The organism is Marinospirillum celere, from assembly GCF_900112235.1.
GTDB lineage: Bacteria > Pseudomonadota > Gammaproteobacteria > Pseudomonadales > Halomonadaceae > Marinospirillum > Marinospirillum celere.
Window position 1 is genome coordinate 133,278 of the sequence record NZ_FOLH01000004.1, and the last position, 26,664, is coordinate 159,941.

Consider the following 26,664-nt stretch of genomic DNA (forward strand, 5'->3'; position numbering starts at 1 on the left):
AGGGTAAGTCAACGAGTTTGGGCTTACATACCCAAATAGGCCTCACGTACTTTTTCATTACTTAGCAGTTCTTTACCTGTACCCTCTATCACAACACTGCCAGTTTCCAGTACATAGCCGCGATCGGCCAAGGCTAGGGCCTGGGAGGCATTTTGCTCAACCAGGAAGATGGTGATGCCTTCCTTCTTGAGGTCTTTGATGGTGTTGAAAATTTCTTCAACGATCAAGGGTGCCAGACCCATACTTGGCTCATCCAGGAGCAGCAAACGTGGCTTGGCCATCAGTGCACGACCCATTGCCAGCATCTGCTGCTGGCCACCTGAAAGCTCACCAGCCAGGTTGTGACGTTTTTGGCGCAAAATAGGAAACTTGGAGTACATTTTCTCCAAATCATTTTCCACTTCTGGACTCATGCCACGTGTATAAGCACCCAGGAGCAGGTTGTCCTGAACACTTAAGTCTTTAAAGACCTGACGGCCTTCAGGAACCTGAACGATCCCCTCAGCAACCCGGCGGTCACTGCCGACCTTACTGAGGTCCTGACCCTTATAGGTCATGGTTCCTCTATCCAGAGGCTGAAGGCCGGAAATGGTCATCAACAAAGTTGATTTACCAGCACCGTTTGCACCAACCAAAGAAACAATTTCACCCGAATTAATGGTGATATCGACTTCATGCAGGACTTCAATCTGTCCATAGGAAGTCACAGCACCCTTGATGGAAAGCATTTCCTGCTGGTCGTCACGCGCAGTTACTCGTGAAGAGTGAACCACGCCCAAACCACCCAGATGCTCAGGGGTCATGCTGATAATTTTATGGCGCAGCTCACGGAATTCTTCACGAACGCGTTCGCCAAACAAGGGGTCTTGGGTCTGATCCCGAGCCTCGGCAATCATCTCCCAGTCTTCTTGGGTCAGGGTTTCCCGTGCACGGGGAATAACCACCCCTTCTTCTTTCTTAATGTGCTTGCGCAGCGCCTGAGTAAAACGGGTCAGGGCGTGGCTAAAAGCTTCACGTCCGTCAGGCCATTGACTCATGCAGTCGTGTAGTAGCTGGCGGAGCTCCTTGAGTCTTTGGTGACCCAGCACATAACCTTTTTCAAGCTTAGCCAGCAGCTCTGCAGTTTCCGGCGCTTGTTCACGCAAGCGCTTATAGAGCATGATTTCTTGTGGCTGGCTATGGACCCGCTTGGAAAAATGCTCAATGTAATCAAAAATTGTTGTGAACAGCAGCTCATCAGGCTGGTTGGCGTTTACATTCATATCCTGTTGAAGCTGATCCAACAGATCAATGATCCGCCACAGGCCCTGATGTTCCTGAACGATGGTGCGTATGACCTGGTCACTGCGCGACCGGGCAGGAGCTGCCTGTTTTTCTTCTTGCGTCATAAACCTTGCCTCCGCACTCAGCCGCCCAGATAGGCAGCAATAACATCGGGATTATTACGTATCTCTTCCGGTGTCCCTTCAGCCAGTTTTCGGCCGTAGTTAATCACCAGAATATGGTCCGAAATGCCCATGACCATTTTCATATCATGTTCTACCAGAACCACCGTTATGCCCTGAGCCGCAATCTTTTTCAGCAACTCTTCCAGCTCAGCGGTTTCTACACTATTCAAACCAGCAGCCGGTTCATCCAGTAGAACAACCTTAGGTTCAGCGGCCAAGGCACGGGCAATTTCCAAACGTTTAAGAGCACCGTAGGACATAGCCGAGGCTTCAGTTTCAATATAATCACCGCAGCCTACGAACTTCATCAGTTCTATCGCATGATCCCGACAGTCCGCTTCATCTTTAAGCAAAGAGGGTAAGCGCAGCAAGGTAGTGAGGAAGTTACTTTTCAACTGCAGATGACGGCCCAGCATGACATTTTCAAGCGCGGTCATATTCATACAAATCTGCATCTGCTGAAAAGTTCGACACATGCCTCTTTCGGCTAACTTATTCGGCGGTATGTTGACTATATTTTCGCCATTCAACTTAATTTCACCAGCAGTTGGCGTATAGAGCCCGGTAATCAGGTTAAACAGGGTTGTTTTTCCCGCACCATTAGGGCCAATTACTGAATAGATTTGTCCAGCCTCTACGGAGAAACTCAAGCCTTCTATGGCATGAACACCGCCGAAGGCTTTGTCTAGCCCTTTGACTTCAATCAGTGCACTCATGCCTTATCCTCCGCTTTTTTATGCAGCTTTTTGCGAATAAATGCTTGGGTGGTAGGTAGCAACCCTTTAGGCATAAAGATCATGGTCAGCATGAGAATCAAGCCAAACATCATCATTTCATAGTCATGGAAGTCTGCAAGAAGCTGAGGTAGCAAGGTCAAGAGAGCAGCACCAAAAATGACGCCAAGAGTTGACCCCATTCCACCCAAAACGACCATGGTGACGAAAATAATGGACTCCATGAAGCCTGCTGACTCAGGAGTGATAAAGCCTTGGAAGTGAGCATACAGGCTACCCATTAAGCTGGCATAGATTGCTGAAACCACGAATACCAGATTTTTAAATTTAGGCGTATCCACACCAACAACGCTGGCAGCAACTTCTGAACCATGCACCGAGCGCAGAGCACGACCGATAGGTGAATCAATCAGGTTCTGGGCAATCCACACACCAAGAATCAGCATCACACCCATCAACCAGTACCAAGCGAGCGAGCCACTAATTTCCATCCCTAAAAAAGAATAGGTATTGAAGGTACTTAGCTCCCAACCAAAAATACTCAAGCCAGGTACCGGCATGCCATCGGGCCCACCAGTCAGCCAGCCTTCATTATTAAGGGTAATGTAAATAATGAAGCCCATTGCCAAGGTAGCCATGCCCAGGTAGTAGCCCTTCAAGCGCAAAATTGGGCGACCGACAATGTAAGCAACCAGACCAACCAGGGCAGCACCCAAAATAAGTGTCGGAACGGGTGACCAGTCAAAGCGGCTGGTCATCACAGCGCTAAAGTAGGCCCCCATGCCAAAAAAGCCAGCATGACCCAAACTGATCTGGCCAGCGTAGCCGACCAGTAGATTTAGCCCCACCACGGTGGTGGCATAAATCAGGACCAAGGTGGCCATATCATATTGAAAAGGATTGTTCAGAAAAGCGGGTACTAGCAAGATGATGATTGCCAATAAAGCCAGCCCGCTTAAACGATGTTGAGTCAAGGATTTGAGCATTACACACGCTCCACAACACGAGCGCCCATAAGGCCTCTGGGCATAAAGAAGAGCACCAGAATAATTACCCCGAAGGCCGCCGCATCTTTGTAGTCTGAAGAAATATAGCCAGCTGTCATGGCTTCAACGATCCCCAGCGTCAAACCACCGACAATCGCGCCCATACCACTACCTAAACCGCCTAGAGCTGCAGCCACAAAACCCTTCAAGCCGAGCATGATGCCAATGTCATAAGAGGTAAAAGTAATAGGGGCCACAATGATTCCCGCTATGGAACCTAAAACGGCTGACAAAAGGAAAGCCAGCATCAGAACCATATCAGTTTTAATACCCACTAGGCGGGCTGCCACTTTATTCATGGAGGTTGCAAGGATGGCTTTACCGATCATGGTTTTGGTAAAGAAAAAGACCAGACCGGCAACCAGAACAGCGGCTATACCGACAACCCAGAAGGTTTGAGTGTTGACCACAGCGCCGCCAATTCTTACCGGAACATCACCACTGAAGTTAGGCATGGAGTGATAACCACGGCCCCAAACCAGTTGGGCAATACCCCGAATAAAGATGGCTGCACCGATAGTAATAATAATGAGAGTGACCGGATCAGCTTGCTTGGCAGGCGCTATAGCAAAACGTTGCAAAGCTATCCCCATCAATGCGGCTAACAGGATGGCACCAACCATGGCCACGGGTAACGGAAATCCTAGTCCAATAAGGGAAACAGTAGCCATGCCACCGATCATCAAAAACTCACCCTGAGCAAAATTAATGACATGGCTGGCGTTATAAATCAGGGTAAAACCCAGGGCAATCAGTGCGTAGGTCGCACCGATAGTAATACCTGTAAAAAGGTACTGTAAGAATTCAGAAAACATGGTTAGAGTCCCGTCAGACAGAGGCCAGGGCAGATACCTTTTAGCTGGTACCTGCACATGGCCCTTTAGGAAGAATCAGAGGTTATTCAATCAGCTTCCAGCCACCATCAACGACTTCCAGAATGCGGAAAGAGTCCGCAGCCAGACCGTTGTGATCATTCGGTGACATGTTAAAAATACCGGTTACGCCAACATGGCCCTGGATATTTTCAAGCGCTTGGCGAACAGCCTCACGATCTGTGGAGCCCGCTTCTTCAATAGCTGCTACAGCCAACATCAGACCGTCGTAGGCATAGCCACCAAAAGTGGATACTGACTCATTCCAACGTGCTTCATAGGCATCGACGTAGGCTTGAACAATCGTCTTTTGTGGATCGTCATCAGCCAAGGAATCGGGTACCAGAATTGGTGATGCTGGTAGGCGTAAGCCTTCAGCAGCACTACCCGCTAGATCCAAGAAGCTGTTGGAAGCAACACCGTGAGACTGGTAGAAAGGGCGATCGATACCCAACTGGGCAAAGTTACGGGTTACGATGGCTGGGCTTTGGCCAAAACCAAAGTTAAATACTGCCTCAATATCCTGGTTATTACGGATACGAGTCAGCTGAGCCGTCATATCAGTATCTGAAGGACTGTAGGTTACATCTTCCAGGATTTGGATACCCATAGCCTCAGCAACTTGCTGTGTTTGCTCACGACCTGAGCGACCGAAGCCACCAGTACCGGAAATAAGACCAATTTTAGTGATCCCTCTTTCCTGCATATCCTGCATAACACGTTCAGCTGCAAGACGGTCAGACTGGGGTGTTTTAAATACCCAAGGTTTAACAGGATCGGTAATAACGACCGCGCCAGCCAGGGAAATAAAAGGAGTCCGTGATTGCTCAATCAGAGGTACGGCTGCCATGGTAGCGCCGGTAGTACTCCCGCCGACAATGATATCGACTCGGTCAGCACGTACTAAGCGGCTGGCATAGTTGCGTGCATTAGAGGCGTTACCTTCATCATCGTAGTGCACCAGTTCTAAGGGACGCCCCAGAACACCGCCTTCTTCGTTGATTTTGTCAACGTACATGCGCAGGGTCTTTAACTCGGGATCACCGAGAAAAGATGCGGGGCCAGTAACGGAAAGGAAAGAGCCTATTTTGATAGGATCAGCAGCCTGAGCACCGGAGAAAATACCGGCGGCCAGGGTTGCGGCCAGCAGGCCGCCACGACGTAAGAGTTTCTTACTCATTGTTTTTGTACTCCCAAATTGGGGCAATGACTGCCCTCGGTTTTATTGTTGTCTAACAAAGCAAAACAGATTCACCGCTTAGATGGGTGCATGCTGTATCACTTAAGCCTCAGTATAGCCAAGCCTCCCAGCATGAAAAGCTTCAATTGTCAATGCGAAGCCATTCACTCCCAACTTTCTTGTCATCAAAAGCGACACATTTGATGAGCTAGATCAAAAACTATTGTATCATAACGCTCGTGTCAACCAGTTTCATTGAATAGACTGGATGTAAAAACAACAAGAAGAGGTCACAAAAACCTGGCTTTCTTGATCTGTAAGGCTTTACCTCAAGCCTTACAGGAGGATAATAGCCAGCTTGCTTTTTGTGTCTTGCCAGGATTCAAGTTAAACCTATGACCGCAAAAAATCAGCTCGATCAGCTCGTTTGCAATTTTCAAAAGAAGCGCCCACTTCGCGCTGGCTCCTTGATCATCACTGTTTATGGTGATGCTATCGTTCCTCGTGGTGGCACCGTCTGGCTAGGCAGCCTGATGAAGCTTTTAGAACCTGTCGGTGTAAGTGAGCGCCTGGTGCGTACTTCTGTTTTTCGTTTGACCAGAGAGTCCTGGCTGCAAGCGGAAAAAGTGGGGCGCTGCAGTTATTACAGCCTTACCGGGCCAGGTCTACGCCGTTTTGAACAGGCTTTTCGTCAGGTTTACAACATGGCCACTGAAGAGTGGACGGGTAACTGGTGCCTGGTCTTTTTAAACCAGCTGGAAAATGGCAAGCGCCGCTCGGTCAAAGAAGAGCTGGAATGGATGGGTTTTGGGAGCCTGGCCCCCGGCGTCATGGCTCACCCCCGCATGGAAAGAGCCGAACTCCTGCCCTTGCTACAAGAGCGCGACGCCCTGGATGAAACCATTGTTATGCAAAGCGAACCCCAGGAGCTGTTAACCTCTAAAGCTCTGCGTCTGCAGGTTCGCGAAAGCTGGAACCTGGATCACCTTGGCGAACGCTACACCAATTTTTTGAATCAGTTCCGCCCGCTTTGGAATGAACTGAAAATTGAAGATAGCCTTTCACCTGAAGACTGCTTCATTGCCCGCACTCTGCTGATTCATGAATACCGTAAGGTTCTCCTGAGAGACCCGCTGCTACCCGATGAACTTCTTCCAGGCGACTGGGAAGGGCGTAGTGCCCGCCTGCTCTGCCGGAACCTCTACCGGCGCATCTCCGCACGTGCTGAAGAATGGCTGGATACCACCCTTGAAAATGCATCCGGCCCCTTGCCTGCACCCAACCCCAGTTTTTATAGGCGCTTTGGTGGGCTCGACTAAAGTTGCAAAAGCGACACAGAAAAACGACCAAGACAAACATTTTATTATCACATCTCACTGGTCATTACGACTTTCGTTCAGTATAGTCAAACTCAATATGTCTTCCTCCCAGCGCCCAATTACAAAAACGGGGAGAGCCTCATGCTTTCATTTGTGCGCAATATCTCTATACGTTACAAGCTATTATTGCTTGTTGTACCACCCTTAGTGGGGATGCTCGCCTATGCAGGCTTGAGTACGCGTAATGACCTTCAGCTTTTTTCCAGCCTGCAAGAGCAGCAGCAACTTGCTGAAGCTAGGCAACAACTCAGTCAAGCCTTCAGCAGCTATAACCAAGTACGCCAGCAGGTTATTCAAGGCCAGGAAGTAACCGCTGACTTAAGCCGCGCCCTTCAACGGCTTAGCGAAGAATCCGCAGAGTTACCCAGCGAAATCAGAGCCACCCTGAACGATTTGGACGGACTTGCTCAAGAGCTGGTAAACAGCGAACCCGAACTCGAAACCCTGCTTGACCCTGAAGCCAGTCTCAACAAGCTTGCTCAGCGTCTTGAGCTTTTCTCCACCCAGTTGTCAGGACAGGCTGGCGGCATTACCACTCGCTGGCATTCGTCACATCATGCACTGATGCAGGCTATCTCCCGCCTTCATGAAGAGCAGTTGTTGCTAACACTGGCCTTTGAAGCCACCTACTTCCCAGAAGGTGCCTATCCACGCTTTATTCGCCTGCTGAGTGAGCAAAATGTCTTTCTTAACTCTTACAACAACCACCTTCAAGATGCCCCAGATCTCCGGCTCGACACCTGGCTGGATAGTGATACATATCGTCAAATTGAAGAAATTCGGGCCATGTCTGAGCAAATTTACCTGGATGGTAACTTTGGTCTCAGCACCCCCAGTGATGAATGGCAAGCCCTGACTGCTGAGTTACTGGAAAGGCCAGAGGCTCTGCAAGACGAAGTCCTCGACACCCTGTTAATGCGCGTTGAAAATGAACTGGCTTCAGCTCGCCAACGCTTGTTGATAATCTCCAGCTCAAATATCTTCCTGGTACTTCTTGGTATTCTGATTGCCTGGTTTATTTACCGACAAATCAGCATCCCCACTTTGCAACTCACGCGCAGCATGGAAGCCGTCGCTAAGGATCTGGATTTAACCCGTCAATTGGCCGTAGTCGGTAAAGATGAAACGGCTCAGGTTGCCAAAGCCTTCGATCAAATGCTCAGCCAGGTTCGTAAGCTGTTGCAAGAAGTCATAAGTGCAACCGACGAGGTAGCAACCAGCTCCAATCTGGGCAAACGGGTTGCCAACAACCTGGAAACTCAGGTTGGTCAAGGCATGCAAAGCCTGGAAGCCATGTTAAGCAGTGTCGAAGAGCTGCATGCTGCCATTAATGAAGTGGCCCATAATGCCGAATCCAGCCAGGATGCGTCACAGAATGCCAGTCGTCTGGCAGCCAACGGCAGTGAGCTGGTCAACAACCTGCAAAGCCATAACCAGTCGCTTGAAGAAAGCCTTAAGGCATCAGGTAACAAGGTCACCGAACTCGCTGAACACAGTGCGAAAATCGACAATATTCTGGAAGTGATCAATGATATTGCCGAACAGACCAACCTGCTGGCCTTGAATGCGGCCATAGAGGCGGCCAGGGCTGGCGACGCTGGACGAGGCTTTGCTGTCGTCGCCGATGAAGTCCGCTCTCTGGCCGCCCGATCCAGAGAAGCCACGGTAGAAATTAGTCAGCTGCTGGAAAGCAACCGCTTAGCCGCACAGGAAGCGGTCGACCGCATGCAATCCAGTCTGAGCCAGGCGGATGAAGTGAGTCATTACTTAACCCAGGCTGGGCAATCCCTGCAAGAAATCAATGCCGCAGTTGAAGGAATACACCAGGCCAATGTTGAAACTGCATCGGCCGCCAACCAGCAAAACACAGCCGTTGAACACCTCAGCGAAAGCGCCAACCTGATGCACCAGCTGTATCAGGAAACCAGCAAGGAAGTGGAAGAATTGGAAAACAACAGCAGCAGCCTGGAAAAACTGCTTCAAGGCTTGGAGAAGCAGCTAAAGCGCTTCACCACCTGATAGAGGTATCTTTTTTTGTACTAAATTGGCGATTCAACGTGAATTCTGGAGCACTTTTTCATCACCAGAAACTCCAGAATTTACGTAGGAGCGCGGAAGGGCTTGTGCCGGATTCAAGCACTCATTAAGGGCCTCTAACAGCCTACCTTTGCATACGCCACTTGTGCGGATGAGGTGCTCATTGGCCTTTCTGACCTGCGGAAGGTCGGGAAATATCAAAAACTTTTGACATTGCTGCGGAAAAATATTGGCCTTCTTCTTTCCTTCCATCAGCGACTTTACATCTTTCTCAATGCCGTGACGTTGAGCGGATCCGTACACTGCGGCCTCTTGACAGGCAGAAGGCTCATAGGGGTTAGCTGTTCCCAAGCATGTAAGCACGAAGCTGCCGCTCCTCTCGCATGACATAAAGCACGAGAACCCGCTTCTTATCCTCACGATAAAAAATACGGCACGGTGGAACCACTACCTCCCTGTATACCGAATTAGGGAGTTCTGGAGGAATCCGTCCGGATTGGGGAAAATCTTCCAAACGCTCGGTCTTATCGAAAACCTCTTGGACCAGATGACTTGCAGCAACAGGATTATCCAGAGCAATGTACTCAGCGATGTCATCAAGTTCTTGAAGCGCAGGTTCCGTCCAGATTACTTCAGCCATTTACTCATTTTCTCCCTGGCCTCACTTTGGCTGTACGTTCTTCCTTCAAGTACAGCACGCTCTCCCCGTGAGAGCCCTTCAAGCAACTCAAGGCGACGTTGCATGAACTCGTAATCCTGAACATCGACAAGGTATGCAGATGGCTGACCATGCTCGGTAATCAGTACCGGCTCTTTAGACAGGTGCAGGTCAGCCAGGATTTTTGTGGCTTGGCGCTTAAGGTTTGTAACAAGCTCAACTTTCATGGGTTCACCCTGAATCAGACCAATAGTGTCACTATAGTATCACTTTTTGAGAGTGGCAATACCTGCTAACGCCGAGCACTTGAACTCGTTGCTGTACCTGCCACATTCTTTACTGAGTGTCTTTGGCACCTTAGATCTCCTCGGGCTGAGCTGGAGCCAGGTGTCCATTTTATGGGTGCAAGATCACAGTCCGACAGCAGCCGCTTGTTATGTTCATTATTTGGCTTCCGTAACTACTAATGTGATTGAGCCAAGTACATCATAGGGCTGATGATACCCGTGGAAGCCTTCATCTTCTGAGTAGAAAATGTGGCTAATGTCGGAGAAAGCATTCGGATCTAAAGGGTGCTTCGCATTCGGGTTGTGAAACATTATAAGTCCATCTGACCAAGACTCTTCATAATCCGGATCATCCAAATCTTTGGAAAATGGTATAGGATGAATTGCTTCAGGATCTGGATTGTATAAGAAGCCATTTCTGATCATCTTCACATCCGCACTGCCCAAACCTGCTATTTTACCCATACGATTAAACTTGGGTATTGTCGCTTGATTGCTAAAAAGAACAGCGCTAATATTTTCAGCGTCATTCTGATAGAAGAATCCAGAAGCTATTTCTTTTCCTTCCCAGCTATGTTTTTCAATGCTCTCTACAAAAGGCTCCCCATTAACAATTCTTGTTCTTATGCCATAAAGATACTCCGATAAAGCTGTTCGTGACCAAGTCATAGCATTATCGTTATGGTAATCATGTATTGCCAAAACAATTGGCTTTCCTGCTACATGCTCTTTTTTCCAGTATTTCTTCTGCAGCTTACTGTACAAGGGGCTTCCAAATTTAATGGGCATAAAATCATTGAGTCTTTCCTCAATCTCTTCATGTGTCTGAGGTGGAGGTAAATCAGGGCGTTTAACATTCTCAGATGGATTAACTGTCACTGCCTCAATGAATAACTTTTCCCCAAAGTGAGAAACTTCAAAATCTGGCACTGCGTGATTATTTTCTACTAACAGTCCAGCATTATGTATGTATATGTGTAAATACAACTCCCACAATCTAGCTTGGAAGTTTCCAGACTGAAACTCTCGTTCGAAATGACCATCATTGTCTACAAACGAATTTGCGATTTCTGAAATAATATTTCTCGCCGCTTCAAATCTAGGCTCGTTCTTAAGTATTTTATAGCCATGATGTTGCTCATTTTCAGGGATAGCATCTGTAAATAGATCAAATCCCGCGTCAGCTTCATCGTCTTGTGGGTATATATCTTGAACTTTCCCTAAATAATCTTGATAAATCTTCCTCGCCAATGCTTTCCGCGCCATTTCTGGGGTAGCATGAAATTCGCTTCCAACCTCAATGCAACGGAATAACCTTCTCGCATCTCTGCCTAGAATAATAAACCCGTAATCATTATCTGTTACATCTCTAATCACGATGCCCAACAGCTTATTTTCAAAAAGCGAGTACCATTCGATCTCATCCGCTGTAAAGCGAACCAAGGGCATTCGACAATAACAATATGCGTCAAACTGTCTTCGAGTTAAGCTTTTTCCAAATCGAAGAATATTCTCTGCTAGTTTTCGTTCACGATTCCTATCATGTACCGCACGGCGAGCAGCCTTAGCCTTGGCTTTTCTCTTCTGCTTTCTTTTTTCATTCTTTAAAGGCTTCGCCATAGTTCACAATCCTGGAAGAACATAACGCCCGCCATAAACGGCGCGAGGAACGAGCGTCCGGCGACCGAAGGGAGCGTATTTAATGGCTTGGTTATGTTGCATCTTTACCAACCTTTACCGGATGTAGCCCAATGAACCCAGCGCCTTCTGGAGGGGGATTTTTGTTGGTGTCATACCACCTTGAATCCGGCACCCACTTCTTAGGCTCCCTCCGCTCCTTCTCCACCCATTCCGGACGATAGTACAAACGAAGCACAACGCAGAGAATTGCGTTAATCAGCCTGAATCTAGCCGAGTTTGTGTCATACGTTCCCCCATCCGGCAGCGGTGATTTAAGACTCGTACATAAGCCGCTTATTCTATTGTTTGCAAACGAGGTGCCGTGCTTTGAATGAGCAAATTCATTGCGTATCTTTCGAATTAGCGCAATTTCGGAGTATTCGAAGTCGTCGATGAGGCCAAGAGCATAGCAAGCTTCAGTTCTAGCAGAGAAGGTTGATAACGGTGCATTACCAGATGTGAGCAATCGTTCAGAGCATTTTCCGCTTTTGACAAAGAAAGCCTCTAGGGTGCGCAGCAGTTTTTCATCAATCAGTGCTGCGCCCACGAGCGGCAATCCTCGATCAGTTTCCTGTTGGAGTTCGGAGAGAAATGCGGACAAGTCTTCTGCGTGTTCTAATAGCACCTATGTCTCCTTTGCAACATAACGCCAAGCTCACGCGAACGAGAGCGACGACCGTTTTTGTGTAAAATTGAGCGCAGCGAAACACAAAAACGGGCTAGCGTTAGTGTCGCGTGCAGCGCCTTGTTATTGCAAGAAACAGCAAAAAGAATGCTAAAAGCTGCGAAATTGCCGAAAATAGAAAACTTGGATTAAAGCCGCGCCACTCGATCCTGGCACACTATTTCTGAGTGGGGCCAACAGAATGCAACCAACTCAAACCTGAAAAAGCTGGCAGATCGGGCGGTCTGGAAAATCTGCCAAGTACAGCAACGAAGCGACTCAAACAAAGCCACCGCTTGCCGCACTTGAAGACTGAGCCTTCATTTTAAAGCCAGCAAGAGCAGCCCGATAACGAAGGCGCGGCACACTATTCAAAGGCCAAACCTGACGAAACCCTGCTAGAACAGCGCCTCGATCTGCTGCGGCGACCTGACTGCTATCCCGAAACAACCTGCCCCAACCGACGCAACCAAGCCAATGCAATAACGCCAAGCTCACGCGAACGAGAGCGACGGCCGATTTTGTGTAAAATTGAGCGCAGCGAAACACAAAAACGGGCTAGCGTTAGTGTCGCGTGCAGCGCCTTGTTATTGCAAGAAACAACTAAAAAGAAAGCTAAAAGCGGCCAACGTGCAGCAAATGAAAAGCCAAGGTTAAAGCCAAAAAACCGACCTTCCGCCCACAAAAAGCTGGCAGATCGGGCGGTCTGGAAAATCTGCCAAGTACAGCAACGAAGCGACTCAAACAAAGCCACTGCTTACCGCACTTGAAAACTGAGCCTTCATTTTTAGACCAATGAGAGCAGCCCGATAACGAAGGCGCGGCACACTATTCAAAGGCCAAACCTGACGAAACCCTACTAAAACAGCGCCTCGATCTGCTGCGGCGGCCTGCCTACTATCCCGAAACAGCCTGCCCCAACCGACGCAACCAAGCCAATGCAATAACGCCTCAAACATGAGAGCCGGGCTCCGGCTTCTCATGCTTTTATTTGTTAGGTAATTCATATTTTTGTAGAGTAAATACTATTGCTGCCAACAACAAAGGAATGAAAAGTGTGCCAAGCATTGCTTGAAGCGCAGCCAATAGTCTGACGGTTTCTACTGGTTGAAAGTCACCGTAGCCCAACGTAGTCCATGTAACAATAGAAAAATATAGCGCATCCCAAGGCTCATGAGTAACTACACCAGATTCAACTAAACCGCTTTGCCGATACAGCGTTGCAAAACCAAATATAGAGACATAGACGGCTAGCAACATCTTACCAATTTGCGGACCCAATCTATAATCTCTAAGTCGAGTAAATACATTCCAGAATGAAGTAGCAAATATAGAGATTACTGAAAAAATAAGTACGCCGGCCCCAAGGCTACTATTCGGGTTGAACAAGGTGGCCGTGTACCCTATAGGTACCCCAACAAAAACAATAACCGCCCAGAGCTTCCATAATATTTCGTATAGTCGGTTTGCCATATATCCAGCTCTATCTCTTTTCTACCTAACATTTTGTTAGTAGGCATGCGGGTTTCGCTGCTTTCAATAGCTGCCTACTTTTTCTTCTAACCTACCGGACTTTCTCAGCTTTTTCCAGAACTCAGGTCAAGCTTTCCTGACAAACCGTGCATGCCGCCTATCTTGAATAGTTGTGCGCACTCTATCCAATTTTATCTTCTTGTAACAGTTTGATTTTGCTTTGTTGGTGAGTTGATCTAAATGACAGAACGCGCATTTGATCTGGAAAAACGAGCATCACTTTTTGCCTCAATGGAAATAGACTGCATATCCATACAGAGTGGTGTCAGCCCAGCTTAAAATCACTTACCAAACCCTTTAACCTCTCAGCCCGCCCTGCCAGGTTTTGGTTGACCTGTTCGGTTTCTTCCATGGCCTGGGCACTCTGGTCGGCTAGTTGGTTGATTTTTGTCATGCTGGCACTGATATCTTCAGCCACGGTGCTTTGTTCTTTAGCCGCCTGTTCAATTTGCATGCCTCTTTCTGTTACCTGACGAACACTTTGGCTTATGGCATCCAGCGCTTCACCGGCTGCCTGGGCTTGGCGAGCACAACCTTCTGCTTCTTCACTGCCCTGGGTAATGGCTTCGGAAACATCCCGTGCAGCTGATTGAACTTCAGCAATAATCTGATCTATTTTTCCGGTAGCATCCTGAGTACGGTTAGCCAGCTGTCTTACTTCATCAGCCACTACCGCAAAGCCGCGCCCCTGTTCACCCGCTCTGGCTGCTTCTATGGCAGCATTCAGCGCCAGCAAATTGGTCTGCTCGGCAATTTCGGTAATGGTGTTGATGACCTGGCCAATATTGCGACTACCGTCATCCAGGCGTTCAATAACCTGCAACAGCCCCTGCATTCGGCTGGCCAGTTTGCCAATTGAACTGATGGTTTCCGCAACCACTTGCTGGCCCTTGTCGGTCTGCTGCTGAGTCTGTTCAGCAGCACCCAGCGTTGCTCCGGCATGTTCGGAAACCTCACTGGAAGATGCCGCCATTTCGGTGGTTGCCGAAGCAACCTGGTCAGTTTCATTTTTCTGCTGCACTGCCATACGTGCACTTTGCTGACTGACATTAAGTACCTGATTGGTGGATGCAGCCAGGTCTTGGGAGGTTGCCGCTACTTCGCGCAGTACGCTGCTTAGGTCGGCAGAGTTACGATTGAAGGCAGCAAACAATTGGCCCAGTTCATTTTTTTCACTAGCTTGTAAACGCAGGCTTAAGTCTTTGTCGGCTCTGGCCAAGCGGGCGGCATTGACTGTTAAAGGATTTACAACGCTTCGCTGCATGATGAAGGCAAAAAAGAGCACCATTAACACCCCGATAGCTGCCAGCGCACCTATTCTCACTGCCAGCCGCCAAAACTGGGCACTCACATCATCAATATACACACCAGTTCCCACCAGCCAGCCCCACTTTTGGTCTGTCGTAACATAGGAAAGCTTGGTATAGCGCTCCTCAGTCACCCCGCCACCGGCTAAAGGCTTGGGCCACTGGTATTCCACAAACCCTGAGCCATAGCGGTTAACCGTCTCTACAAAAGCAGTAAAGAGATTTTCATTACCCAGCTTCTGGCTAGCCAATCAGGGAGACAACTGGAATGATCTTGAGGCGCAGCCCCAGACTATAGATATTAAACATCCTTTTACTCCTTCTTTATTGTTGTTGTTATCCGTGCCCTGGATAGGCACTGGCAACCGACAGGAAAGAAGGTGGAGTCCGGCTTTCCTTGTCCGGGTTTGAAGAGCATTCTAGTGATAAAATCTGTTAATGACTATTGCGCAGTCTCTAATTAACGATTGTTAAAGTCGGGTTTGCGTTTCTCGACAAACGCCTGCATACCTTCCCTGCGATCTTCAAAAGCAAAGCTGCTTTGGAAGGCGCGGCGCTCAAAACGCAGACCTGCACTCAAACTGGTTTCATAAGCCTGATCCACAGCTTCACGGATCATCAGGGTGACAGGCCGTGATTGTGCCGCTATGGCCTTGGCTGTTTTCATTGCCTCAGCAAAGAGCTCAGCCACTGGCAGGATACGACTCACCAGGCCTGCACGTTCAGCTTCCTCCGCATCCAGCATCCGCCCTGTCAGGCACATTTCCATGGCCTTGGCTTTACCGATGGCCCGGGTCAAACGCTGAGTGCCGCCAGCACCCGGCATAGTCGCCAGCTTGATTTCCGGCTGACCAAATCGGGCCGTATCACTGGCCAGAATAAAATCACAAGCCATCGCCAGCTCACAACCGCCACCCAGCGCCATACCGGATACAGCTGCAATCATGGGCTTGCGACGCGACTCCATAACCTCCCAGCCATCACCACGCAGGTAGGGGAAGTCGGATTTGAACAAATCAGCATAATCTTTCGAGGCCATCTCGGAAATATCTGCGCCAGCAGCAAAAACTTTCTCGCTGCCTTTGATCAGAATACAGCCGATAGCTTCATCTTCTTCAAAAGCCTTTACCGCCTGACCCACTTCACTGATCAGTGCCATGGACAGGGCATTGTGCACTTGGGGGCGATCAAGGGTAATCACTCCCACTGCTTCTTGGGTTTCAACTTGAATATTTTCGTAGGACATAAGGTTTCTCTTATTTCTTCGGCGCATGCAGAGGTTGGCTGTTACCGGCATCCAGTTGCGGGCGGTTAGGCTCTATTTCGGTTAGCGGCTCACATTCTTCCAGGCTGGCATGGCAGCGTTCGGTCAGGCGCTGATATTCTTCTGTGCCTTCCTGCTTCCATTTGATTTCATCAGCAGAAAGCTGGCGGTGCACTTTGGCCGGTGAGCCGATAATCAAAGATTCAGGTTCACAGGTGAAACCTGCTTTAACGAAGGCTGTTGCAGCAACGATAGAGCGGGGTGCAATGCGGGCACCATCCATAATCACCGCATTCATGCCCACCAGGGCATCTTCTTCAATCACACAGCCATGCAAGACAGCACCGTGACCAATATGCCCATCTTTTTCGATGATGGCATCCATTCCAGGAAAAGCATGCATCACGCAGGTATCCTGGACGTTGGACCCTTCCTTCAAAACAATTCGGCCAAAATCACCGCGCAAACAGGCATGAGGGCCAACGTAACAGTTAGGACCCACTTCCACATCACCAATCAGCACAGCCGTTGGGTGCACATAGGCAGTGGGGTGGATGACCGGCACCACCCCTTCAATTTTGTAGCAGGGCATGACTTGCTCCTTGGGATTGCTCTAGGTAGTCATCTGGATGCAAGGACTACTTGTCAGGACGCGTGAATACTTCCCTGTAAGCTCTGACTGCAACTTCCTGTTGCAGACAGCCTGACATAGCAGCCTCTTGCACCCCCTACGTATCAGTCGCGGCAAGGTAGTCTGCGAAAAACGACGCAGGGAATGCGCAGTGCGGCGCTTGAGGCAGGAAAGCCGAACGCGCCGAAGAGCAGACTACCTTGCAATAGCGACCCTGGTAGACAACTTTTCTTATACGTGCCGACGGCTCTGAACGACTACAAAACGATTAACCACAAAGGCTGTGTCGGTCAGGGAGGCATTGGCTGCCGGGTTGCCGCCTGTGGCGTGGAAGTCACTGAAGGCTGCCGATTGGTTGACGAAGACACCACCGTCCAGGTTGTTAGACAGGGCAACTTTGACATCCATTGCCAATTCTTCTGCCTGGTTCAGGCGATCGGCATCGGTGGAGTAGAAGCCCAGGGTAATAGCACCCTGTTCATTCAGGACTTCACGGGCCAGACGAATGGAGTCGTCGGTGCTTTCAGTGGCAATCAGGAAGGAAACCGGACCAAAGCGCTCTTCTGAGTAGGTTGCCTTGTCCTTACCATCCACCTTGAGAATCAGCGGGGTGTGAATACGCGCTTCGGGGAAGTGAGCATGTTCGCGCTGTTCACTGTCCAGAACGATTTCACCCAGCTTGCGACATTCATCAATCCGCGCTGCGGTAGCTTCTGATTGAATAGCACCCAAGACCATACAAGCACGATCATTGTCCGACAGAAATTTGCTGGTCGCCGTTGCCAGCGCCTGAGCAAATTCATCAAAGCTGATTTTGCCTTCTGGTGTGTTGATTCCATCTTTAGGCAGATAAATCGCCTGGGTGGTGGTACACATCTGGCCGGAGTAGAGGCTTAGAGTGAAGGCCAGGTTTTTGGTCACTGCCTTAAGGTCAGAAACACTATCAATAATGATGGAGTTAACCCCAGCTTTTTCAGTAAACACGCGCGCCTGGCGGGCATTTTCTTCCAACCAGTTGCCAAAGGCACTGGAACCGGTGAAGTCGATAACTTTCACTTTCGGATTCAGGGCCAGCTCCTTAGTGATGGGTTCGGCTTGGGTATCCGGTACCAGGCTGACCAGGCAAGCAGGCAGGCCAACTTCTTTCAAGACTTCCTGAGCCACTTTCACAGTCAAGGCAGCAGGCAGGATGGAGCCAGGATGAGGCTTTACGATGACTGGGTTACCGGTCGCCAGGCTGGCAAAAAGACCAGGATAGGTGTTCCAGGTGGGGAAGGTGGAGCAACCAACCACCAAGCCAATGCCGCGAGGCACGATATGGAATTTCTTGTCCATCACCAGCGGGTCCATTTTACCCTGGGGCTTTTCCCAGCGCGCTGACTCAGGAATCCCCTTCATTGCATCCCAAGCATAGGCCACTGCTTCCAGGCCCCGGTCTTGAGCATGAGGTGCGCCAGCCTGGAAAGCCATCATCAGACCCTGACCACTGGTGTGCATTACTGTTTGGCCAATCAAAGGGCTCATTTCATTCAGGCGATGTAGGATTTCGGTACAGACACCAACACGCCCTTGAGCACCCACATCACGCCACTGGGGAAGCGCGGCTTCCATGGCTTCAGTCAGGGCATTAAGGTCCGGCTGGTCATAGCTGATACCCAACTCAAAACCATAAGGGGAGCGTTCACCGGTAACTTTTTGGGTAGGCTTAATGGTTTCCAGCTCAAAATGCTGGCCGCACAAAGCTTTGAAGTCGGCACTGGCTGACTTCACTTTATCTTCCGCGTATTTTTTCATGTTCTCCGAATAAGGAGACCAGTATTCGCGGGTGTGGATTACTTCGACCGCTTTCTCAATAAGCGATTGATGACGCTCAAAAAGCGCCTTAGGTGTAGTAGCTGACATGGGGAAGTCTCCAGATTATTCAGTTGTAGAATAGAGAGAGCCTTCGCTGACCAGGCCAACATGGCGACAACAATTCAGAACAAGACCCTCTTTTTGTATCATATTCATGCATCAAAGCAAAGCAAAGCGGCCTGTTAATGGCGTTATTTGGGTAAAATTTGTGACTCGCACGTTTCCTTCCATTATTCGCTAACCCCTTCAACTTACAAGATATACTTCACAATTCCTCGCTATTTCAAAGGCTTGCGAAGAGGCCTGAAAAAGCATCGCCAAAAGCGATACACAATTTTGAGATTCTTTTCTTGATGAGTGTCAAATTTTAGATATACTCCAAGTCAGAATCTTCGCCCTCGCCAACATGGCGAAACAATTAAGACAAGACAAGGCGAACCGCCTGGGCCAGTTAATTCAAGGGCTCAGCATTGGCAAATATCTGGACCTAGAACAAAACAAAGGTTGCTTATGCCGCAGAATCTGCTCCTACAAGGGCCTGATAAAGGGGTGCGCGTCCTTACACTGCATCGCCCTGAAGCCCTCAATGCACTGAATACCGCTCTCCTGGGTGAGCTGGCAGCCGAGCTAGAAGCTGCCGATGCCGACCCGGAAACCCGTGCCGTCGTCTTGACCGGAAGCCAGAAAGCCTTTGCTGCAGGTGCCGACATTAAAGAAATGGCCTCCCGCGATCTGGTTGGCATTCTTGAAGACCCCCGCTTGCAATCCTGGCAGCGTATTTCACGGTTCAGTAAACCTATCATAGCTGCTGTTAACGGTTTTTGCCTGGGTGGCGGCTGTGAGCTCGCCATGCATGCCGACCTGATGATCGCAGGTGAAAATGCGCGTTTTGGTCAACCTGAAATTAACCTGGGCATCATGCCAGGTGCCGGTGGCACCCAACGTCTGCGCCGTGCTGTGGGCCCTGCTTTAACCATGCAGATGGTCCTGACCGGTGAACCCATTTCGGCTCAGCGTGCTCTGGAAGCTGGCCTGGTTAGTGAAATCTGCCCACCAGAGCTTACCGTTGAACGTGCCATCCAGCTTGCTGAAATCATTGCCACTAAGGCTCCTATTGCAGTGCGTTTGGCTAAGGAAGCTGTCCACAAAGCCGGTGATACCGATTTAGCGACCGGCCTACGCTTTGAGCGCCATGCCTTTACGCTGCTCGCTGGAACCCAAGACCGCCAGGAAGGCCTCAAGGCTTTTCAAGAAAAGCGGAAACCCGAATTTAAGGGTTGCTAAAACCCCTAACCTAAAAATAAAACAGGAAGCTGCCATGACTCAGCCCAGCATTCTCCTCGAAATCGATCAGGGTGTTGCCCTGTTGACTTTAAATCGTCCCGACAGCCTGAACAGCTTTAACGCTGACATGCATGCCGAGATCCGTAATGCCATCAGCCAGGTTCGCAAAAATGCCGAAGTGCGTGCCCTGGTTATTACCGGCTCAGGCCGCGGTTTCTGTGCTGGCCAGGATCTTTCCGACCGTAATGTTGCTCCCGGCGCAGAAGTGCCTGATCTGGGTGAATCCATTGAAAAACGCTACAACCCGCTGCTGCGCTCTATCCGTGAACTGCCAATGCCCGTCATCTGCGCGGTTAATGGAGTAGCTGCCGGTGCCGGTGCCAATATTGCCCTGGCCTGTGATATCACCCTGGCGGCCAAGTCAGCCAGCTTTATTCAGGCGTTCTGCAAAATTGGTTTGATTCCTGATTCGGGCGGCACCTGGTCACTACCCCATCTGGTCGGCATGGCCCGTGCCAAGGGTATGGCCCTATTAGGTGACAAGATAAAAGCTGAGCAGGCTGAAAGCTGGGGTCTGATCTGGCGTTGTGTGGAAGATGACCAACTGATGGAAGAAGCCATGCAATTGGCTCGCCATCTGGCAACCCAACCCACCAAGGGCTTGGCACTGATTAAGCGCGCCCTGCATGCCAGCACTAACAATACCTTTGATCAACAGTTGGATCTGGAGCGCGACCTTCAACGGCTCGCCGGTCGCACTGAAGACTACCGTGAAGGCGTAGGTGCTTTCATGGAAAAACGTACACCCAAGTTCAAAGGCCAATAACCATGCAAGCTTTAGATACTCAAGTGAAGATTGCCGTCGTAGGTGCCGGTGCCATGGGCTCAGGTATTGCTCAGGTTGCTGCCCAGGCAGGCCATGAAGTTTTTCTATTTGATCAAAGCCTTGAGGCCGTTGAGAAAGGCAAGGCAGGCATCGCCAAGCAACTTCAGCGCCGGGTCGACAAAGGCAAGCTGCAACAGGCCGATGCCGATGCCGTAGTTAAGCGTATTCTTCCCGCCAGCCAGCTCAGTGAACTGGCTTCTGCCGGCCTGGTGATTGAAGCTATCGTTGAAAACCTGGAAATCAAACAAAAGGTTTTTGGTGAATTGGAAGATATTTGTGGCGAAGAAGTGATTCTCGCTACCAACACCTCTTCTCTTTCTGTAACTGCACTGGGCTCGACTCTCAAGCGTCCCGAGCGCCTGGTGGGCATGCACTTCTTTAACCCGGCTCCGATTATGGCTCTGGTGGAAGTGATTTTGGGTCTGGCAACTGATCAAAAGATTGCCGAACAGATCCATGCCACGGCTGCCGCCTGGGGCAAGAAACCCGTTTATGCTACCTCCACACCTGGCTTTATCGTTAACCGGGTCGCACGTCCTTTTTATGCTGAAAGCCTGCGTCTGATGCAAGAGCAGGTTGCCGAACCACAAACCCTGGACGCACTGCTACGTGAAGCGGGCAATTTCCGCATGGGGCCCTTTGAGCTGACCGACCTGATCGGTCATGACGTCAACTACGCGGTCACCTGCTCTGTCTTTGATGCCTACTATGGTGATTTCCGCTTCCAACCTTCGCTGATTCAAAAAGCCTTGGTCGATGCCGGTCGCTTGGGCCGTAAAGCCGGTCAGGGTTTCTATTCTTATGCAGAAGGCGCCGAACGCCCTCAACCCCTGACAGCGGCTGACTGCACCAGCCCGGAAACCCAGGTGCTGATTGAAGGCGATCTTGGCATTGCCCGTAGCCTGCTTGAGCGCTGCCGTGAAGCGGGTTTGGAAGTCATCGAACGCGAAGGCAGTGGTCTAATCCGATACGGTCAGGCCACTCTGGCCTTAACCGATGGCCGCATGGCAACAGAAAGAAGCGTGGCCGACGGCTTGCATAATCTGGTGCTCTTCGATCTGGCCAAGGATTATGCAACAGCAACCCGTATCGCTGTGGCCGCTGCCGAACAAACAGAAGAAGCAGCAGTCCAGGATGCACTGGCCTTCTTCCAGAAACTCGGCATAGCTGTCAGCCCACTTGAAGATGCTCCCGGCCTGGTGGTGATGCGCACCCTAGCCATGTTGACCAATGAAGGCGCCGATGCTGTTCTTCAGGGTGTCGCCAGTGCTGCAGATGTTGATTTGGCCATGAAGGCAGGTCTCAACTACCCCGAAGGGCCGCTGGCCTGGAGTGACCAACTGGGTCAGGGTGTTGTCCATCAGGTCTTAACCAACATTCAGCAGAGTTACAACGAAGATCGCTACCGGCCTTCACTGCTGCTACGCAAGAAAGCCTTTGCTAAAACCGGTTTTTTTACTCAGAACTGAAAAAATAGCAGCGCCAGCACAAACCCAAGAATAATAGAGATGAACAAATGACCACTGAACTGACACCCCAGCAACTGGCTGAAGCCTGTGCAGAATCCATGTTCTCACGCGATCAGGCCAGTCAAAAGCTGGGCATGAAAATCGAATCCGTTGCACCAGGCAAAGCCGTGCTCACCATGACTGTGGATGAACGTATGATCCAGGGTCATGGTAACTGCCACGGTGGCTATCTGTTCACCCTGGCTGATTCGGCTTTTGCCTTTTCTTGCAATACCTATGACAAGGCCACCGTTGCCTCTGGCTGCAGTATTGAATACATGCGCCCAGCACGAGTTGGCGACCAATTGACGGCAACCGCTGAAGAACGTAGTCGGGGTGGCCGCACCGGTGTTTATGACATCACCATCACAAATCAGGACGGCAAAACTGTTGCCCTGTTCCGTGGCAAATCCTTTGAAGTCAACGGCAGTGTCCGCCGCCTGGAGGAAAACGCATGAAAGACTTAACCAATGCTTATATTATTGATGCTATCCGTACCCCGGTGGGTCGCTATGGTGGTGCTCTATCTAGTGTACGTGCCGATGACCTGGGTGCCATCCCCATTAAGGCTCTGATGGAACGTCACCCCAGTCTGGACTGGTCACAGGTTGATGATGTGATCTACGGCTGCGCCAACCAAGCCGGTGAAGATAACCGGGATGTTGCTCGCATGTCTTCACTACTTGCTGGCTTACCAATCGACGTTCCTGGCAGCACGATCAACCGCCTTTGTGGGTCGGGTATGGATGCCGTGGGTACAGCTGCTCGTGCCCTGCGTTCAGGTGAAACCGACCTGATGTTGGCCGGTGGCGTGGAATCCATGTCCCGCGCTCCTTTTGTTATGGGTAAAGCCGACTCTGCCTTCAGCCGTCAAGCCGAAATCTTTGATACCACCATTGGCTGGCGTTTCGTCAATCCGCTGATGAAAAAGCAGTATGGCATCGATTCCATGCCGGAAACGGCAGAAAACGTTGCTGAAGACTTCAAAATTTCCCGCGAAGATCAGGATGCTTTTGCCTTACGCAGCCAGGAAAGAACGGCAGCGGCTCAGGCCAATGGCCGTCTGGCTGAAGAAATCACGCCAGTAACCATTCCCCGTCGCAAGCAGGACCCCTTGATTGTTGATAAGGATGAACATCCACGTTTAACCAGCCTGGAAAAACTGGCCGGCCTGCCCACACCCTTCCGTGAAAACGGCAGCGTTACCCCTGGCAATGCTTCAGGCGTCAATGATGGTGCCTGTGCTCTACTGATGGCCAGTGATGAAGGCGTCAAAACCCACGGCCTCAAGCCTCGCGCTCGTGTGGTGGCCATGGCTACTGCTGGTGTGGAGCCGCGCATCATGGGCATTGGCCCAGCACCAGCAACCCGCAAGGTTTTGGCAAAGGCAGGCCTCAAGCTGGAAGACATGGATGTCATTGAGCTTAACGAAGCCTTTGCTGCCCAAGCCCTGGCCGTGCTGCGCGACCTGGGACTTCCCGATGATGCCGCCCAGGTTAACCCGAATGGCGGCGCTATCGCCCTGGGTCACCCCTTGGGCATGAGCGGTGCGCGCTTGATCACCACCGCCCTGCACGAACTGGAAAAACGCCATCGTGAAGGCCAGAAAGCCCAATACGCTCTCTGCACCATGTGCATCGGCGTCGGCCAAGGCATCGCCTTAATCATTGAGCGTGTATAAAAACTTATGACAGGGATGGAGCAGGCTTTGCTTCTCAGGCTGTCTGCAACAGGAAGTTGCAGTCAGAGCTTACAGGGATGTATTTACGCGTCCTGAGAAGCAAATGCCTGCTGCAAGCCCGCCCATTGATCTGACAAAAATAACAGGAAATCACCATGACCTTGCCCCTACAAAAACTCGGTAAGCTTGATCCTCTGGAAACAGCCAGTCTTGATGAGCTGCGCAATGTCCAGTTGCAACGTCTGCGCTGGAGCCTGAGCCACGCTTATACCAATGTACCCTTTTACCGCAAAGCTTTTGATGACAAGGGTGTGCATCCTCTGGAAATCAATAGCCTGGAAGATCTTGCCAAGGTGCCTTTCACAACCAAGGCAGATCTGAGAGACAACTACCCCTATGGTATGTTTGCCACCCCCATGCGTGATGTGGTGCGTATTCACGCTTCCAGCGGCACCACCGGCAAGCCCACAGTCGTTGGCTACACCAAAAACGACATCGACACCTGGGCCACGGTTGTTGCGCGCTCGATTCGCGCTGCGGGCGGCCATGCTGGCGACAAGGTTCATGTTGCCTATGGTTACGGCCTTTTCACAGGTGGTCTGGGTGCGCATTACGGTGCCGAGAAACTGGGCTGTACCGTGATCCCCATGTCCGGCGGCCAAACCGAGAAGCAGGTGCAGCTGATTCAGGATTTCCAGCCAGATATCATCATGGTCACACCTTCTTACATGCTGAATATTGCTGATGAGTTGGACCGCCAGGGTGTGGACCCTCACAAGTTGCCTTTGCGTATCGGTATTTTCGGTGCCGAACCCTGGACAGACTCCATGCGTAAAGAGCTGGAAGAGCGACTGGGCATTCAGGCTTTGGATATTTATGGCCTTTCTGAAGTCATGGGACCCGGTGTAGGCCAGGAATGTGTTGAAACCAAAGACGGTCCAACCATCTGGGAAGATCATTTCTACCCAGAGATTATTGATCCCAATACCGGTGAGGTTCTGCCGGATGGTGAATATGGTGAGCTGGTGTTCACCTCACTCACCAAAGAAGCCCTGCCTATCCTGCGCTATCGTACCCGTGACCTGACCCGTCTGCTGCCGGGCACCGCCCGTCCTATGCGCCGCATTGACAAGATCACCGGTCGCAGCGATGACATGCTGATTATTCGCGGAGTTAATGTCTTCCCCACCCAGATCGAAGAACAGATCCTAAAAGTGTCACAACTTGCGCCTCACTATGAGATAGAAGTGTATCGTGATGGCAATCTGGACTGTGTGGAAGTACGCACCGAACTCAAGCCCGAAGCCAGCGCAACAGATTCAGAAGGGCGCCAGAAGCTTGCCAATGATTTGCAACATCACATTAAATCCTATATCGGCATCAGCACTCGAATTGAAGTCTGTGAGCCAGGTCGTCTGGCACGCTCAGAAGGCAAGGCCAAGCGAGTTTTCGACCGCCGCTAATGCCTGCCAGCCTTAATTGCTAGCCCTTTTGCCCTGCTCAATGCAGGGCTTTTTTTCGCCTTTATGAAGCCTTTTTGTTGACCTTAATCAAAACAACTTGTGATACGCAATTACAACTATTGATAGTTTATTTCGTGTCATTTAAAAAGAAAGGGTGGCTGAGATTCAGCCATCGAGAACTTAGATTATACAAAAAAAACAAGCTAAAGAGGTCACAGAACATGGCTAAGAATGAGCAACTCGCCAAAACCATGGAATTCCCGCCAGAGACGCCCCAGCCGAATGTCTATCCGCTGTCCTGGCACTCGCAAACCGAGAAAATGGAAGAAGTTTGGGATGCCGCCCAACGTGAAAACTGGGACCCTAAAGAGCTACCCTGGGATACGCTGGACGTTGAGTCCTACTCCTGGGAAGAGCGTGAAGCCATCGCCTACTGGTGGACGCTGCTATCTGTGTTTGATGCTTCTGCACCCCCGGTTTTTGCTGAAGCCTTCATCAAGACCTATGAAGTTCACGAAGAAGATGCTGTACGTCGCTGCTTCTTCTCAGTAACCCGTGACGAGCAGAATCACGAGCAGATGTGCGGCCTGGCCATCACCAAGTTTCTGGAGCATCCGGACCCCCTGACTTACGAACCCAAAACTGAACTGGGCAAGCGTCTGCAGAAAAATGCCAAGTGGCTTTACTACAACGGCGGTCGCTACTGGAATGGTTACAAGCAAGCGGTTCCTAAGTACTCACTGGCTGTTCTGTTCAGCTCCTTCCTGATGGGTGAAATTGCTGCGGCCACCATCTTCAAACAGATGCACGACAATAGCCGTGAGCTTGTATTCAAGGAAGCCTTCAAAAACATCGGTCGTGACGAAGGTCGTCATATGGCGATTTGTATGGCCCTGATGGAGCGCGACTACCCAGGCCTAGCTGACGAAGATCGCGCCATGGTCACCAAGCAGATTCGTGCAGGCTACCTCTTCCTGTCAGCGGTTCTTTTCGAACCTCCCATGGAATTCTGGGACCTGCCCGATGACTTCATCGACAGCCAGCGTGAAGCTGAAGAAGTCGCACGTGGTGCCGGTTTTGGTGTACCCAGCTACGACGCCAAGAAAGAGAACTGGCGTAATGCCATGCTTAACCTGAAGGGTGTGCTGGATCGCTACAACATTCCTTTCCCTGCCATTCCTGAAGTAGGTATCAGCGGCGAAGAGGTTTCTGACGTAGATATGCAGGACATTATTCCTGTTTTCTAAGAAACCCTAATAACAAGGGTC

General features: G+C 50.4%; 24 protein-coding genes. 9 read left to right on the forward strand and 15 right to left on the reverse strand.

Annotated elements, in window-relative coordinates:
- Positions 1 to 23: 23 nt before the first annotated feature.
- The 5 genes from BM185_RS15015 to BM185_RS10270 form a co-directional block, all read right to left on the reverse strand.
- A complete protein-coding gene (locus BM185_RS15015; RefSeq protein WP_091963095.1) occupies positions 24 to 1,388 on the reverse strand; it encodes an ATP-binding cassette domain-containing protein in 1,365 nt (454 codons plus the stop codon).
- A gap of 17 nt (positions 1,389 to 1,405) precedes the next feature.
- Positions 1,406 to 2,164, reverse strand: a complete 759-nt coding sequence (locus tag BM185_RS10255; RefSeq protein WP_091963098.1) for an ABC transporter ATP-binding protein — start codon at positions 2,162 to 2,164, stop codon at positions 1,406 to 1,408.
- Positions 2,161 to 3,168 carry a branched-chain amino acid ABC transporter permease gene (locus BM185_RS10260; protein WP_091963102.1) on the reverse strand — a complete coding sequence of 336 codons (1,008 nt, stop codon included), beginning with the start codon at positions 3,166 to 3,168 and terminating at the stop codon, positions 2,161 to 2,163. Before BM185_RS10260 ends, BM185_RS10255 begins: the two co-directional genes overlap by 4 nt.
- Positions 3,168 to 4,043, reverse strand: coding sequence for a branched-chain amino acid ABC transporter permease (locus tag BM185_RS10265; protein ID WP_091963105.1), 876 nt, complete (start codon positions 4,041 to 4,043; stop codon positions 3,168 to 3,170). The genes BM185_RS10260 and BM185_RS10265 overlap by 1 nt, the downstream gene beginning before the upstream one ends.
- 82 nt (positions 4,044 to 4,125) lie before the next feature.
- Positions 4,126 to 5,280: an ABC transporter substrate-binding protein gene (locus BM185_RS10270; protein WP_091963108.1), complete on the reverse strand. Its 1,155-nt coding sequence runs from the start codon at positions 5,278 to 5,280 to the stop codon at positions 4,126 to 4,128.
- A gap of 395 nt (positions 5,281 to 5,675) precedes the next feature.
- On the opposite strand from BM185_RS10270, the gene paaX reads away from it, so the two are divergent.
- Both paaX and BM185_RS10280 read left to right on the forward strand, forming a co-directional pair.
- Positions 5,676 to 6,599, forward strand: coding sequence for a phenylacetic acid degradation operon negative regulatory protein PaaX (gene paaX, locus BM185_RS10275; protein WP_091963111.1), 924 nt, complete (start codon positions 5,676 to 5,678; stop codon positions 6,597 to 6,599).
- 141 nt (positions 6,600 to 6,740) lie between these two features.
- Positions 6,741 to 8,678: a methyl-accepting chemotaxis protein gene (locus BM185_RS10280; protein ID WP_091963114.1), complete on the forward strand. Its 1,938-nt coding sequence runs from the start codon at positions 6,741 to 6,743 to the stop codon at positions 8,676 to 8,678.
- 33 nt (positions 8,679 to 8,711) lie between these two features.
- Here the strand turns inward: BM185_RS10280 and BM185_RS10285 are convergent, their stop codons facing one another.
- The 10 genes from BM185_RS10285 to paaN form a co-directional block, all read right to left on the reverse strand.
- Entirely contained in the window at positions 8,712 to 8,999 is a 288-nt protein-coding gene (locus BM185_RS10285; protein WP_091963116.1) for a hypothetical protein, read from the reverse strand.
- 34 nt (positions 9,000 to 9,033) lie between these two features.
- Positions 9,034 to 9,336, reverse strand: coding sequence for a type II toxin-antitoxin system RelE/ParE family toxin (locus tag BM185_RS10290; RefSeq protein WP_091963118.1), 303 nt, complete (start codon positions 9,334 to 9,336; stop codon positions 9,034 to 9,036).
- The gene (locus tag BM185_RS10295) at positions 9,324 to 9,581 is read right to left on the reverse strand and encodes a type II toxin-antitoxin system Phd/YefM family antitoxin (protein WP_022990189.1); all 258 of its coding nucleotides are present in this window, start codon (positions 9,579 to 9,581) and stop codon (positions 9,324 to 9,326) included. Before BM185_RS10295 ends, BM185_RS10290 begins: the two co-directional genes overlap by 13 nt.
- A 216-nt stretch (positions 9,582 to 9,797) precedes the next feature.
- Positions 9,798 to 11,261 carry a hypothetical protein gene (locus tag BM185_RS10300; protein ID WP_091963120.1) on the reverse strand — a complete coding sequence of 488 codons (1,464 nt, stop codon included), beginning with the start codon at positions 11,259 to 11,261 and terminating at the stop codon, positions 9,798 to 9,800.
- A gap of 91 nt (positions 11,262 to 11,352) precedes the next feature.
- Positions 11,353 to 11,946, reverse strand: coding sequence for an MltR family transcriptional regulator (locus BM185_RS10305; RefSeq protein WP_091963122.1), 594 nt, complete (start codon positions 11,944 to 11,946; stop codon positions 11,353 to 11,355).
- A 1,026-nt stretch (positions 11,947 to 12,972) separates the two neighbouring features.
- Positions 12,973 to 13,458: a potassium channel family protein gene (locus tag BM185_RS10320; protein WP_091963128.1), complete on the reverse strand. Its 486-nt coding sequence runs from the start codon at positions 13,456 to 13,458 to the stop codon at positions 12,973 to 12,975.
- 325 nt (positions 13,459 to 13,783) lie between these two features.
- The gene (locus BM185_RS10325) at positions 13,784 to 15,076 is read right to left on the reverse strand and encodes a methyl-accepting chemotaxis protein (protein WP_091963130.1); all 1,293 of its coding nucleotides are present in this window, start codon (positions 15,074 to 15,076) and stop codon (positions 13,784 to 13,786) included.
- Between the two features lie 209 nt (positions 15,077 to 15,285).
- Positions 15,286 to 16,071, reverse strand: a complete 786-nt coding sequence (locus BM185_RS10330; protein WP_091963132.1) for an enoyl-CoA hydratase-related protein — start codon at positions 16,069 to 16,071, stop codon at positions 15,286 to 15,288.
- Positions 16,072 to 16,081: 10 nt separating this feature from the next.
- The gene (gene paaY / locus BM185_RS10335) at positions 16,082 to 16,681 is read right to left on the reverse strand and encodes a phenylacetic acid degradation protein PaaY (protein ID WP_091963134.1); all 600 of its coding nucleotides are present in this window, start codon (positions 16,679 to 16,681) and stop codon (positions 16,082 to 16,084) included.
- Positions 16,682 to 16,951: 270 nt separating this feature from the next.
- The gene (gene paaN, locus BM185_RS10340; RefSeq protein WP_091963137.1) at positions 16,952 to 18,622 is read right to left on the reverse strand and encodes a phenylacetic acid degradation protein PaaN; all 1,671 of its coding nucleotides are present in this window, start codon (positions 18,620 to 18,622) and stop codon (positions 16,952 to 16,954) included.
- 462 nt (positions 18,623 to 19,084) lie between these two features.
- Here paaN and paaF point away from each other — a divergent pair, with 462 nt between their 5' ends.
- From paaF to BM185_RS10375, 7 genes are all read left to right on the forward strand, one after another.
- Positions 19,085 to 19,858, forward strand: a complete 774-nt coding sequence (gene paaF / locus BM185_RS10345) for a 2,3-dehydroadipyl-CoA hydratase PaaF (RefSeq protein ID WP_091963140.1) — start codon at positions 19,085 to 19,087, stop codon at positions 19,856 to 19,858.
- Between the two features lie 34 nt (positions 19,859 to 19,892).
- Positions 19,893 to 20,684, forward strand: coding sequence for a 2-(1,2-epoxy-1,2-dihydrophenyl)acetyl-CoA isomerase PaaG (gene paaG, locus BM185_RS10350; protein WP_091963143.1), 792 nt, complete (start codon positions 19,893 to 19,895; stop codon positions 20,682 to 20,684).
- Positions 20,685 to 20,686: 2 nt separating this feature from the next.
- Positions 20,687 to 22,213, forward strand: a complete 1,527-nt coding sequence (gene paaH, locus BM185_RS10355; protein ID WP_091963146.1) for a 3-hydroxyacyl-CoA dehydrogenase PaaH — start codon at positions 20,687 to 20,689, stop codon at positions 22,211 to 22,213.
- A 47-nt stretch (positions 22,214 to 22,260) separates the two neighbouring features.
- The gene (gene paaI / locus BM185_RS10360) at positions 22,261 to 22,710 is read left to right on the forward strand and encodes a hydroxyphenylacetyl-CoA thioesterase PaaI (RefSeq protein ID WP_091963149.1); all 450 of its coding nucleotides are present in this window, start codon (positions 22,261 to 22,263) and stop codon (positions 22,708 to 22,710) included.
- Positions 22,707 to 23,933 (forward strand): 3-oxoadipyl-CoA thiolase, encoded by a 1,227-nt coding sequence (gene pcaF / locus BM185_RS10365; protein WP_091963152.1) that lies wholly within the window; start codon positions 22,707 to 22,709, stop codon positions 23,931 to 23,933. Before paaI ends, pcaF begins: the two co-directional genes overlap by 4 nt.
- 155 nt (positions 23,934 to 24,088) lie before the next feature.
- Complete coding sequence (gene paaK / locus BM185_RS10370; RefSeq protein ID WP_091963154.1) at positions 24,089 to 25,396, forward strand: phenylacetate--CoA ligase PaaK; 1,308 nt, start codon at positions 24,089 to 24,091, stop codon at positions 25,394 to 25,396.
- Between the two features lie 221 nt (positions 25,397 to 25,617).
- Positions 25,618 to 26,643, forward strand: coding sequence for a hypothetical protein (locus tag BM185_RS10375; RefSeq protein WP_091963157.1), 1,026 nt, complete (start codon positions 25,618 to 25,620; stop codon positions 26,641 to 26,643).
- The last annotated feature ends 21 nt before the right edge of the window (positions 26,644 to 26,664 follow it).